The sequence below is a fragment of the Gordonia sp. HS-NH1 genome (genome assembly GCF_001418765.1).
Lineage (GTDB): Bacteria > Actinomycetota > Actinomycetes > Mycobacteriales > Mycobacteriaceae > Gordonia.
On record NZ_LIYC01000018.1, the window covers coordinates 77515 to 89299 of the forward strand.

Annotated in this window: 15 protein-coding genes; 3 read left to right on the forward strand and 12 right to left on the reverse strand. The window is 65.1% G+C overall.

Annotated elements, in window-relative coordinates:
* Nucleotides 1-801: a crotonase/enoyl-CoA hydratase family protein gene (locus tag AMD30_RS14060; RefSeq protein ID WP_014926839.1), complete on the forward strand. Its 801-nt coding sequence runs from the start codon at nucleotides 1-3 to the stop codon at nucleotides 799-801.
* A gap of 64 nt (nucleotides 802-865) precedes the next feature.
* Here AMD30_RS14060 and fadD5 read toward each other — a convergent pair whose 3' ends face one another.
* The 4 genes from fadD5 to AMD30_RS14080 all read right to left on the reverse strand — a co-directional run bounded on the left by fadD5 (nucleotide 866) and on the right by AMD30_RS14080 (nucleotide 5290).
* The gene (gene fadD5 / locus AMD30_RS14065) at nucleotides 866-2470 is read right to left on the reverse strand and encodes a fatty-acid--CoA ligase FadD5 (RefSeq protein WP_055476030.1); all 1605 of its coding nucleotides are present in this window, start codon (nucleotides 2468-2470) and stop codon (nucleotides 866-868) included.
* A gap of 417 nt (nucleotides 2471-2887) precedes the next feature.
* Nucleotides 2888-4135, reverse strand: coding sequence for an RNA polymerase sigma factor (locus tag AMD30_RS14070; protein ID WP_055476031.1), 1248 nt, complete (start codon nucleotides 4133-4135; stop codon nucleotides 2888-2890).
* Nucleotides 4132-4509, reverse strand: coding sequence for a YciI family protein (locus AMD30_RS14075; protein WP_055476032.1), 378 nt, complete (start codon nucleotides 4507-4509; stop codon nucleotides 4132-4134). The genes AMD30_RS14070 and AMD30_RS14075 overlap by 4 nt, the downstream gene beginning before the upstream one ends.
* 289 nt (nucleotides 4510-4798) lie before the next feature.
* Nucleotides 4799-5290, reverse strand: a complete 492-nt coding sequence (locus tag AMD30_RS14080) for a M15 family metallopeptidase (protein WP_055476033.1) — start codon at nucleotides 5288-5290, stop codon at nucleotides 4799-4801.
* 113 nt (nucleotides 5291-5403) lie between these two features.
* Here AMD30_RS14080 and AMD30_RS14085 point away from each other — a divergent pair, with 113 nt between their 5' ends.
* Nucleotides 5404-6606 carry a DUF2235 domain-containing protein gene (locus AMD30_RS14085; RefSeq protein ID WP_055476034.1) on the forward strand — a complete coding sequence of 401 codons (1203 nt, stop codon included), beginning with the start codon at nucleotides 5404-5406 and terminating at the stop codon, nucleotides 6604-6606.
* Here the strand turns inward: AMD30_RS14085 and AMD30_RS14090 are convergent, their stop codons facing one another.
* From AMD30_RS14090 to AMD30_RS14100, 3 genes are all read right to left on the reverse strand, one after another.
* Nucleotides 6607-7011, reverse strand: a complete 405-nt coding sequence (locus AMD30_RS14090) for a VOC family protein (RefSeq protein ID WP_055476035.1) — start codon at nucleotides 7009-7011, stop codon at nucleotides 6607-6609. It abuts the gene before it with no gap.
* On the reverse strand, nucleotides 7008-7292 hold the full coding sequence (locus AMD30_RS14095; RefSeq protein WP_442902706.1) for an ArsR/SmtB family transcription factor: 285 nt from the start codon (nucleotides 7290-7292) through the stop codon (nucleotides 7008-7010). The genes AMD30_RS14090 and AMD30_RS14095 overlap by 4 nt, the downstream gene beginning before the upstream one ends.
* A 190-nt stretch (nucleotides 7293-7482) precedes the next feature.
* Nucleotides 7483-7773 (reverse strand): hypothetical protein, encoded by a 291-nt coding sequence (locus AMD30_RS14100; RefSeq protein WP_055476036.1) that lies wholly within the window; start codon nucleotides 7771-7773, stop codon nucleotides 7483-7485.
* Nucleotides 7774-7938: 165 nt separating this feature from the next.
* Here AMD30_RS14100 and AMD30_RS14105 point away from each other — a divergent pair, with 165 nt between their 5' ends.
* Nucleotides 7939-8694 carry a M23 family metallopeptidase gene (locus AMD30_RS14105; protein WP_055476037.1) on the forward strand — a complete coding sequence of 252 codons (756 nt, stop codon included), beginning with the start codon at nucleotides 7939-7941 and terminating at the stop codon, nucleotides 8692-8694.
* A gap of 423 nt (nucleotides 8695-9117) precedes the next feature.
* On the opposite strand, the gene AMD30_RS25040 is transcribed toward AMD30_RS14105, so the two are convergent.
* The 5 genes from AMD30_RS25040 to AMD30_RS14130 all read right to left on the reverse strand — a co-directional run bounded on the left by AMD30_RS25040 (nucleotide 9118) and on the right by AMD30_RS14130 (nucleotide 11701).
* On the reverse strand, nucleotides 9118-9297 hold the full coding sequence (locus tag AMD30_RS25040) for a hypothetical protein (protein WP_156354249.1): 180 nt from the start codon (nucleotides 9295-9297) through the stop codon (nucleotides 9118-9120).
* Nucleotides 9298-9544: 247 nt separating this feature from the next.
* The gene (locus AMD30_RS14115) at nucleotides 9545-10141 is read right to left on the reverse strand and encodes a hypothetical protein (protein WP_156354251.1); all 597 of its coding nucleotides are present in this window, start codon (nucleotides 10139-10141) and stop codon (nucleotides 9545-9547) included.
* Nucleotides 10125-10418: a hypothetical protein gene (locus AMD30_RS14120; protein WP_156354253.1), complete on the reverse strand. Its 294-nt coding sequence runs from the start codon at nucleotides 10416-10418 to the stop codon at nucleotides 10125-10127. The genes AMD30_RS14115 and AMD30_RS14120 overlap by 17 nt, the downstream gene beginning before the upstream one ends.
* Entirely contained in the window at nucleotides 10411-11103 is a 693-nt protein-coding gene (locus tag AMD30_RS14125) for a hypothetical protein (RefSeq protein WP_197282783.1), read from the reverse strand. The genes AMD30_RS14120 and AMD30_RS14125 overlap by 8 nt, the downstream gene beginning before the upstream one ends.
* A gap of 172 nt (nucleotides 11104-11275) precedes the next feature.
* Nucleotides 11276-11701 (reverse strand): hypothetical protein, encoded by a 426-nt coding sequence (locus AMD30_RS14130; RefSeq protein WP_055476042.1) that lies wholly within the window; start codon nucleotides 11699-11701, stop codon nucleotides 11276-11278.
* Nucleotides 11702-11785: the final 84 nt, after the last annotated feature.

The following is an 11785-nucleotide window of genomic DNA, read 5'->3' on the forward strand; positions in this document are numbered from 1 at the left end:
ATGACCGAGCAGCGGATCGTCGTGGACATCGACGACGCGGGGGTCGCCACCGCGACCCTCAACCGAGCCGACAAGCACAACGCTCTCGACCCGGCGATGTTCGACGCCCTCATCGAGGTGACCGGCACCCTGGCCGAGGACAAGCGCGTCCGCGCCGTCGTGGTCCACGGTTCGGGCAAGAGCTTCTGCTCCGGACTGGACGTGTCGAGTCTGGGTCAGGGCGGCAGCGTGAACTCGCTACTGGAGCGCGAACCGGGCGTGCTCGGCAACCACGCGCAGCGAGTGTCGCTGGACTGGGGCCGGATCCCGGCGCCGGTGATCGCCGCCATCACCGGCAACTGCTTCGGCGGTGGCCTGCAGATCGCGCTGGGCGCCGACATCCGGTACTCGACCCCCGACGCGCGGCTGTCCATCATGGAGGTCAAGTGGGGTCTGGTGCCCGACATGGGCATCACCCAGACGTTGCCGCGACTCGTGTCCGCGGATGTGGCAAAGGAACTCACGTTCACCGGCCGGATCATCGACGGCACCGAGGCCCATCGGCTCGGCCTGGTCACTCGCGTCGTCGACGATCCGCTCACCGCCGCACTCGACCTCGCGCACGAGATCGCGTCGAAGTCGCCGCACGCTGTCCGCGCCGCCAAGCGGCTCTACGACGAGTCGTGGGCGGGCACGGACCCGGCGGGAGCGCTGATGCTGGAGAGCCGACTCCAGGTCGGTCTGATGGGGTCACCCAATCAGATGGAAGCGGTACACGCCGGGATGTCGCGACGCGAAGCGCGCTTCGCCGACCCCGAGTGACTCGCTCCCGGGCCCAGTCGATTCACCGGGCCCGGGTCGGTCACGCCGCCGGGACGAAGACCGTTCAGTCGGCCAGACCGGCGTCCTTGCTGCCGTAGGCCTCCCGCAGTCGTGGTTTGACGACCTTGCCGCCGGCGTTGCGCGGGAGTTCGCCGATGATCACCAGATCCTTCGGATGCTTGAACCGGGCGAGGTTCTCGTTCAGATGCGGTTCGAGCTCGGCCAGGGTGAGATCCTCGACGCCCTCGGCCAACACCACCACCGCTACCGGCACCTCGCCCCACTTCTCGTCTGCCCGGCCGATGATCGCCGCCTCGCTGACACTGGGGTGTCCATAGAGGACGTTTTCGACCTCGGCGCAGTAGATGTTCTCCCCACCAGAGATGATCATGTCCTTCGCGCGGTCGACGACATAGAGGAAGCCCTCCTCGTCCTGGCGCACCAGGTCGCCCGAGTGGAACCAGCCGCCGCGGAAGGCTTCTGCGGTCGCTTCGGGCTTGTTCCAGTAGCCGATCATCATGTTGGGCCCGCGGTAGACGATCTCCCCCACCTCGCCGGGTTTGACGTCGTTCATCAGTGGGTCGACGATGCGCGCGGTGACGGCCGGGACGACCTTGCCGATGGAACCAAGCTTGCGCAGCGCATCCTTGCCCTCGAGGATCGTGGTCACCGGCGACATCTCGGTCTGTCCGAACGCGGTCATGTTCGCGGCGTCGGGGAAGGACTCGTTCATCGCGTTGAGGATGGTGTCCGACGCCGGTGCCGCGCCCCAGCTCATGGTGCGCAGCTTGAGGTTGCGCGGCCGCGCCTTCTGCGCGGCGCACACCGCCTGCCACTGGGCCGGCACCATGAAGATCGACGTGACGCCCTCGCGTTCGAGTGTGTCGAGCATGGTGTCGGGGTCGAACGCGCCGAGCGGATGCAGGACCGCGCGCACCCCGCGGTAGAAGATCGGTGCGAACCCGCCGATCCCGGCGATGTGGAAGAGCGGCGGCACGATCGAGGCGACATCGTCGGATTGGCCGTTGGTGGTGGCGATCGTCGTCACCGCCTGCGCCTGGATGTTCTGATGGGTGAGCATGGCGCCCTTGGGTTTTCCCGTGGTTCCCGAGGTGTACATGATGACCGCCACGGTGTCCTCGGGTACGTCGACCTCCGGCAGGTCAGCAGCGTCCTCGGCGAGAAGGGTCTCGAAGTCGAGATGGGACTCGTTGTTGCTGCCACCGACGACGATGATGGTGTCGATCTGCCCGGTCGACCCGGCGACCGCGTCGGCGACTGGCGCGAGCAGGGTCTCGGTGACAACGATCTTCGCTCCGCTGTCGGTGACCAGGTAGGCGACCTCGGCCGGACTCATCCGGATGTTCACCGGTACCGGGATGGCACCGATCAGCGTCGCCCCGAGAATCGCCTCGATGTACTCGGTGCGATTGAGCAGGGCCATCAGGACACGATCACCGAACCGGACACCCCGCCGATGGAGTGCCGCACCGAAGGCGCGTGACCGATCGTCGAGCTCTTTCCATGTCGTGTTGGTGTCGAGGTAGGTGATCGCGGTGTTGTCCGGGGTCATCATCGCGTGCCGGCGAACCTGGTTGTTCCAGTGATTGCGTCGCGAGCGATACGGCTCGGTGGTCAAATTGCTGGCGACCTCGGCACTTGCAGTCATGACTGCCTCCCATTCGTCGAGCGGACTCGACCCGTAGTGAACGCCCTCGGCGAGGGTCCGGCACTGTTGTGTCCCGTGTCACACATTAGGTCGTCGGCGTTGCCAGATTCAGGCATTCCCGCGGTTCGGGTGGTGGACGCATCCGTTGACTGTGCGTCACATTGCGTTGACTGTGCGTTTGTCCATGGCCGTGGTGAACTCCAGTCACATCCATTTCGCGTTTCGCTTGGACGCAACTCAGTGCCTGGGCGCAATTGCTGCGGCGCGACGGCCCTGTGCGGATCGGGTGGCGGCGGGGCCGGTCGGATGTGCACAGTCGATGCAGGTCGACGCACAGTCGACGTGAAGGCCTACCCAGTCGACGGAAGAGCCTGCCCAGTCGACGGAAATGCCTACCCAGTCAGCGAAGTTCGTGACTCACGGCAACCGCGCGTCACGTGCACGTCGTCGAAGATATTCGTTCGCGCGTTTGTCGCGAGTGACCGCTGCCGCCTGCTCGTAGTGCTTTCGCGCCGCATCGTACGAACCGGCCCGAACGAGCAGATCGGCTTGCGCGGCATGGAACGGTCCGAAGTCGGCGACTCCCGGTTCGCCGTCCAGACGCTCGAGGAGTGCGAGCCCGTCCTGTGGCGAACTCGCCCGTCCGACGATCGCTGCGTGGGCGGTGCGCGCACCGAGTGTCGGCGCAATCGCGACGAGGGCGGCTGCCAACGACTCCAACGACACCCAATCCACAACACCGGTGCGAGCGCGGTCGGCGTGCACGGACTGCATCGCCGCCTCGAGTTGGAACCGACCGTGCGGTCGGCCGAACGACGACGCCCGTCGGAGCATCGCTTCGCCGTCACGGATGAGCGCCGCGTCCCAGGTCGCGGGATCTTGCTCTTCAAGCGGGACGAACGGACCGGTTCGCGCCGGGGCACGTGACAGCGACAGCGCGATCAGCGCGGCGAGACCCCATGCCTCCGGTTCGTCGAGCAGCGAGGCGAGCGTGACGGCCAGGTAGAGCGACTCCCCCGCCATCGATTCGACGGTGTCGGGATCGGCCCCGTCCGCATCGTTCCACGCGATTGCGAAACACCCGTAGACGGCTTCGAGAACGGCGGGCAGCCGTTCCGGCATGGCCTCCCGGTCGGGAACGACGAACGGGATCCGCGCGTCGCGGATCCGGCGTTTGGCGCGTACGAGGCGCTGCGACATCGTCGCCGGTGCGACCGCAAAGGCGTCCGCGATGTCGGCGGCCTCGAAGTTGAGGACCGACTGCAGCATCAGCGGAGTGCGGGCGGCAGCGTCGATGGCCGGATGAGCACAGGTGAACAGCAACTCGAGCCGCTTGTCGGGGATGGCGTCGGGGTCCACGTCGTCGAACGGGGTCACGGCGGTCGCTCCATGAGAGATGGTGTCGTCGAGGACCGTCGACGTGCGGTGCGCTGCCGACTTCCAGGCGTCACGCTGCTGATTGCGCCCGACGGTGAGCAGCCAGCCCTCCGGATTCGCCGGCACCCCGTCCGACGGCCAGGTGACGAGTGCCCGTTCGAAGGCGGTGCCCAGCGCATCCTCCGCGAGAGCGAGGTCCCCGGAGGATGCGGCGAGAAGCGCCACCAGTCGCGAATACGATTCGCGGGCAGCGTGTTCGGCAGCGGTGTGCGCTTCTCGTCCGGTCACGTGTTGGGGGTCCACGATCCTTCGACGGTGTAGGTCGCGCCCGGCCTGATCTCGACGACTCCCCATTCGATCGGCGGTGCCTGACCTGCCCACTCGATGGCGGCGTCGAGGTCGGCGACGTCGATGACGACGGTTCCGCCGAGTTGCTCTTTGGTGTCGGCGAACGGACCGTCCTGCACGACGAGCCGGCCGTCGACCTTGCGCAGCGTCGTGGTGACCTCCGAGGGCTGCAGGACTTCGGCGCTCACGAGCACGCCGGCGTCTTGGAGCGCGCGGGTGTAGGCGGAGAAGGCCGCCTGGCCTTGGGCGAGGGCCTCCTCACCGAGGGTTGCGGCATCCATCTCCGGGTAGTGCAGCAGAAGCGAGTAGTGCATGATCTGACCTCTCGTCCAGCGGGCCGCTCATCGGTCCGTGTGCAGTGATGACGACCGTGCCGCGCGCCATTCGACATCTTTCCGAAGTTTCTCCGTCGTCCCTACCGCTCCCCGCCTCTTGAGGGAGGCCGGGAGCTTGCGGAGGGCCGTGCCCCCGCTCCCTGAGGAGGCCCGGAGCTTGCGGACGGTGGACCCCTCCCCGCCCCCTGAGGAGGCCCGGAGCTTGCGGACGGCCGTACTCCCCGTCCCCTGAGGAGGCCCGGAGCTTGCGGAGGGCCGTCACGAAGGGTCACCCCAACCGATCGGCACGGGCCGCCGCGTCGGGCCACATCGCGGGACATGGCAGGCCGGGGACGGTGGCGATCTCGAAGTGCCACCACTCGTTGGCGAAGGTTCGACACAGGCCCCAGCGGTGACCGGTGCGTTCGAGCCAGGCGGCGCCTCCTCGTGGGCCGACGTCGATGGCCTTGCCGCGCACGTGCGGCGATTGCTCGGGCGGCAGAACCCAGCGTCGTGCGGCTGCCGGGCTGCCGTAGGTCGCGATCGCGTCCCGCCACATCTGGCGCTGCTGGGCGTGTGTTCGCTTCCCGGAGGTGATCCACAGCGGAACCCCCTGCGCGCGAGCAGAGTTCGACGCTTGCTGGTAGGCCGTCGCCAGTACTGGATCGAGGCCGGCAGTGGGAGGTGCGGCCGTCGCCGGGCCGGGACCGAGTCCTGCGATCAGCAGGGCACCAAACACGGCGGTACAGATGATCGCCAATCGGCGGGTGGTTACGTCCATCAACCTCATGACCGCAGTAAACCGTACGACCGACACTCATCGCATCAAGCCGTGAAAAGGGGTTACCGTGTGACCCGGGTGGGCCGCGCGCGAGCCTGTGGAGGGTCGGAAAAATGAAGAAGCGTCTGGTGGTCTGTTGTGACGGCACGTGGAAGTCGTCGAAAGACCCGAGAATTTCGAATGTCGAGAAGATCGCCCGAGCCGTCACCACCGATGCCGACGACGGCGCGGTCCAGCTGGTCCACTACGTCAACGGCGTCGGTACCGGGTCGAGTTGGTCCGACCGTGTCATCGGCGGGGCTTTCGGGCGGGGTCTCGATGCCAACCTGATCGATGCCTACCGCTTTCTCGCTCTCAACTACGAGCCCGGCGACGAGATCTTCGTCTTCGGCTTCAGCCGCGGCGCGTACACCGCCCGGAGTCTCGCCGGGATGATCTGGCACGTCGGCCTGGTCACGCCGCTCGAACTTGCCGAGAACCCGACGGAGAATCTGTTCGAAACGGTCCTGCGGTACTACCGGATGAAGCGAGAGAACCGACCGGCATCTACCCCGGGCACCCGGGTGCCGGTCAAATTCATCGGCGTCTTCGACACCGTCGGTGCGCTCGGCGTCCCTGGTATCACTCGTGTGAAGCACAAGTTCCACGATGTGAACCTGGGCAGGAACGTCGAAGTGGCCCGGCAGGCACTCGCCATCGACGAACGCCGGCTGACGTTCGACCCCTGCGTCTGGGAGGTCAAGGACGAGGATCAGGGCAAGATCGATGTCAAGCAGGTGTGGTTCGAGGGCGTCCACTCAGACATCGGCGGGGGTCTGGCGATCACCGAGCCGTCGGAACTGAGTCTGTCCTGGATGGTGCGCGAGGCGACGCTCGCCGGTTTGCAGTTTTCGTACGACCGGTTCACCCCGATCCGATACCCCATCGACCCCGCGGATCGGAAATACACCACGAACAAGTCGATGAACGCCATGTACGGCATCGTCAACGTGTTCAAGCTCGCGTTCGGCCCGCTCCGCATGCGCGGCAAGACCATTCGCCACAAAGGTCAGTCACGTCTGCTCGAGGCGAAAGCGAACGATCGTGCCGCCCCGCTGTACATCGCCGCTCCTGCGTTGACTCGGTGGAACGACAACGTCGGGTCCCGCAAGAAGAAGGCAACGAACATCGGCGCGTGGACCGCTGTGGTTGAGAAGTCACAGCTGAAGTTGCCATACCGCGTGGTCGAGATACCTCCGCTCGAAGCGCCGGCCGGGCAGGCTCAACTGCCTGTTGCGCCGGTCGACACGGCACCGCCGCTGGCTACTCAGCAGTAGTCACTGCGGGGCAACGTCTTTCGTTGCAGCGATCTGGATGAGGTTGCCGCACGTGTCGTCGAAGACCGCGACAACCGCAGGTCCGATGTCGGTGGGTTCCTGGGTGAACTCCACACCGAGGCCGCGTAGTCTCTCGTACTCGGCCTGAACATCGTCGACGGCGAACTGCGCCAACGGAATTCCATCTTCGATGAGCGCATCGCGGTAGGGCTTGACCGCGGGGTGGCCGGACGGTTCGAGGAGGAGCTCCATGCCCTCGGGGTCCTCGGGTGAGACCACGGTGAGCCACCACGTGTTCTCCCCCATCGGGATGTCGTGTCGCGTGGTGAATCCCAGTATCTGGGTGTAGAACTCGTGCGCCTTGCGCTGGTCGTCTACGAAGACGGACATCAGTGTGAGCCTCATGGGAGGTCCTTTCGAGGGGTGGGCCATCGGTCGGTGATCTCGCCGAGCGGTGCGGGGTCGAAGTAGTGGAATTTGGAGCGTCCACGTTTCTCGGTGTGAACGAGTCCGGCGGACTCCAGGACGCCCAGATGCTGCGAGATCGCCTGCCGGCTCAGGTTCAGCCCACGCCGCGATGTGAGACGACCGCAGATCTCGAACAACGTCTGGCCGTCGCGCTCGACCAGCTCGTCGAGGATTGCCCGCCTCGTCGAGTCATCGAGTGCATGGAACACATCGGCCACACCTGACAATAGGCAAGTCGCCACTTGCATGTCAATGGAGAGATGCGGGCCTTCTAAGTGATCGTGCCCGGAATGGCACTCGACAAAGGGCCGCGAGAATTGGAGGGCGATATCCGAGGTTGGGCACGTCAGCCGGGTCGGCGGGCCGGCCGATAGGCATTCCGACCGCTCGTGAGCAGTGGCGAGCCCGTCAACCCTCTGCTTCGGGTCGCGGGACGTCAGTCTCCCACCTCTGCCGGCGCTCCTCGTCGCTCTGCTCCCACCACGGGGTACCGCGCTCCCCGAGCGCAACCTTCGCGGCCTGGACGCCTTGGCGTGACTCGGGTGCGCCTTTCGTCCGTTTCACGTCCCGACGCCACGCCATGAGGATCGACTGCAGTTCGGCTCGGCGTTCGTCCGGGATCAACGGATCCGTCGCCCGCCACTTCCGGCCGTTGACGATGATGTGGTGGCCGTCGGGGGTGTGTTCGGGATCGGGCATGGTTCAACGGTGCCACGGCGGAGATCGGCGGGTGTGACCCAGATCTCTCTGGGCGTGTGAACTGCGATTCTGCGGACGATGAGCGAGCACTCTCAGGGTCCGCTTATGTCTGCGTGGGTAACCTCGCCGTGTCCTTGCCGATACCGAACCGTTACCCAACCTGAGATGGACAACGCTGTGCCTCAACACCGCCTGAACGCCCAGACCACGACGCGCCCCGCCACCCGCGCCCTGCTCGACTCGACGCCGCGCGCGTCGGGGCCCGGGCGTCATCGCGCCGCCTCGCGCTCGACCACCCGCACGGCTGTGCGAACCGGCGCCTTCGCCGCGTTCGTCGGTGCTGTCAGCCTGACGGCCGGTACCGCAGCGCAGGCGACGGCCCAGCCCGCTCCCCCGCCTGCGCCGAAGATCGCTCTGCCCGACAACGTCAAGCTGCCGGCCGGCCTGGTTCTGCCGCCCGAGATCGACGACTTGGCTCGCGACGTCCTGCCGCCGTCGGTGTTCGGTCCCGGCAACCCCGGTATTCCTGGCATCAAGAAGGCTGTGAAGCCTGTCAGTGGCACCGTGACCTCCGGCTACGGCCCGCGATGGGGAACCCACCACAATGGAGTCGACATCGCCAACAAGGTCGGAACCCCCATCTATGCCGTGACCGATGGTGTCGTCCTCGAGTCCGGCCCCGCCTCCGGGTTCGGCCAGTGGGTCCGGGTGAAGCAGGACGACGGCACCGTCGGCGTCTTCGGGCATGTCGACCAGAGCTTCGTCCGTCCCGGCCAGAAGGTTCGCGCCGGTGAGAAGATCGCGACCGTCGGCAACCGCGGCCAGTCCACCGGACCTCACCTCCACTACGAGGTCTGGGACGCGAACGGCACCAAGATCGATCCGCAGGCGTGGCTCAACAAGCGAGGGGTTCATCCGTGATTGACGCCTGACCCTGCTACACAGACGATCCCCCCGACATGTCGGTGGGATCGTCTGTGTTGTATCACCTGTCGGCGTTCCGATCGGATGTGATTCGACGGTCCGAACGATCCGCTCGGCATCGTCGCTCCCGCTGGTTCCTCCGAGCCACCCGCTACCCCGGTGTCGTGCTGGGTTCAACATCGGCACGTTCGCCGCGGGCGGGACCGCACCGTGCGTGGCGGCCCAACTCGTCGGATCGACCGGGAACCTCGCCGGTTAGTGTGTGGTCAGTCGGGACCAGATCTGAGAGGACGTCCCGCGGTCGAGTCGTCATCGGCCATCGATCTCCGCATGGTGCTGCACCGGTCAGAGTTCTCAACAATGGTGCCGATGCAGGCCGCACTGCCAGGGAACGCCCTCGTAGAGTCGGTACTGCGACGCCTAGTTCGGTGATAAGGGCTTGCCCCAGGCTCCGCTCGGGCTGCCGTCGAAAGAGTAGCGCTCGGCGGTTTCCCGGTCGCGGATCACGACGAAGGAATCCGGAATCATCTCGATGTCGCCGTTACGAGTGGTCTCGCCAAGAGCAACGCCGAGAGGCTCCGAGTGGTCGAACACAAACATTGCCGCCCAAGGTGTCTCCTTCACCTCGAGGAGGGAGACTCGCCCGGTGGCAACTCGGACAGTCGCGACCTTGCCTGACACTTGAATGGACGGCGGAAATGGCTCGTCGACGGACTCGACTGTCAGCCTGACTGTGGCTGAGACCTCGCTGTAAATGCGCAAGCAAGTTTCGTCGTCGAAATGAACAAGTACGGGCCAAAATGTCTCGAACAGCGCGGAAGCAAGAGAAAGCAGTGTGCGGACGACGTCACAGACGCGGAAAGAGGCCTTCGACGAATGTTTCCGTGTCAGTGGGCGCATCCACGCGTGCGCTGATCTCTGCCAGAACCATCGTCTGCTCGTCGGAGAAAATCCAGAAGGCCTTACTGGACGACTCATTCAACTGGTCCAGCGCCCAGCTCGAGAGTTCCGTCCATCCGTAGTACCCGCCCTCGAACCTGGCCAGTCTGAGAACGATTGCATCGCGTGCAGACTCGGTTCGGACGGCGAACTTCACCGACGCAACCAAGTCCGGATCCCCGACGATGAAACCGTCGTCGAGTCGGTCCATGAGCGGCAAAAGCGATCGATGCGCGATGCTGACCCGCCACCAGTCATTCGCGAAGTGCTCTGCGGCCACGCCCCACGCCGACGAAAGCGGTAACGGACGAATGACTTCGATGGTGTCGAAGTATCGCCCATCGATCCATCCGATCACGCCGTGGTCATCGACTGTGAGGAATCGCGACGACTCGTTGACCACAGCGTGGGCGACACAGGTATAACGGTGTCCTTCGGTCAGCGCGAATGCGGCAGTGCCGCTGAGGGCGTCAGGACGGTAGAGGTCGTTACAGACGAGAATCATCGAGCACCGCCTCGAAATCTGAGAAGAGCGATCCGATCAGTTGCTGATTCGGATCTCGATTCCTATATAGACACACCGCGTTCTCGATTCCGATCTCCGCCCAGGTCTCCCAGAGGTCGTAGTACCGCGGCCAGCCGGCGTCGCCGAGGGCATTGACGGCCGATTCCAGTCGCCAGGCGAGGCGGTCAAGAGACAGACTGCCCGCTGTGTACGCCGCGACCAGCGAACGGGCCTCGTCGATCAGGATCGGCACTACTTCCGCTGTCGAATCAAGCACCGGCGACTCCGTCAATGGCTTGGCGGGCATCTCGAGGCTCGAGTGGTAAGCCCACGATGGAGACGCCTGCTGCGCGATTGCTGATGAACCAGGGGGCTCGTCCGGCATCGGACGTCACAATGACGCGATGCTCGTCGCTGAACTCAAAGACGCACTGGCGGGCTGAGTATCGGATGCGTTCTAGCTGCATGCCGATAGCCGCGGGCGCCGGGCCGGCGAGATGGCGGGCGTGCCCCACCGGTGGATCGACCTGCCAGGGGCACGCGACGACAACGGTCCACTCGTCGGTTGACACCGACCATCCCGGCGGGAAGCTCCGCACGCCACGCACTTCGCCGAGGCCATCGAGCTCTCCGGGTTCGACCACCCGCGTTGTGGTGCGGACATGCTCGATCTCGGACGGTGAACTTCCGATCAAGAGGATGCCCGGCACCCGCATCGTCCAGGGTTCGTACGGATCGTTCGGGTCTGCTGTTAGCGAGATCCGGATGCCCTCGTCCAGCGAGAACCTGGGATCGTCCATGTCGTTGTTCGATTCGACGACCGTCACTGTCGTGCCGATCAGTCGACTAGCCAGTTCTTCGAGTTCGCTCGGTGCGGAGTCGTCGCTGAACTCCCCCTCAGCCGTGTCGATCGCATACGGACACGTGGTGTTCAGATGCCACTCCATGCCACCGATGTGCAAGCTGTAGTCGTTCAGCTCGCATCGCGTTATGCGCAGCGGCAGTGCGTGTCGGACGATCTCGAGGGTCGTCACGGGGCGCCACACGCGCTGAGGGACGTATGCCGGATTACGGTGGCGATGGATCGGTGCACCTGCGGAACCGTCCTCCTGGTATCGCGGATGAAGTAGCGAACTATGGTGCGTCAGATGTGGCGTCGAGTCCATCGAATAGAACCGCGATGGTGCTCGTACCCGATCGTGTGAAGCGCACACGGAGTGACCATCTCTCCTGCTCGCGGTCGATCAACGGCACGTGCAGCGGTGAACCGCTGTCAATGGACCGAAGTGCCTCGGCTACCAGCACGCGGACGTCCGTCACAGGTTCGACCGGCGTCGACGGGCGCTGAATCATGCCGACGATGTCTTCGCCCGACATGTCAGTGGATGCGCGAATCATGAACAAGGCGTTCGCATCGCCGTCCGAGATGGCCTCGACGACATCGGTCACCCGCTTGACGAGCTGCCCTTGGACGTCCGGTTCTCGCCACCGTAACCACTCGGACATTTCGTCGATCGTTGCCGAAACAATCAGTGACTCGTCCGCGTCGAGGCCCGACATGCCCCGTTGAAGACATCTAGCGAGAAGCTCTACGCGGTCGGGGGTCCATCTCGGTGAGAAATGCTGTCAACGGCCAGTTTGATG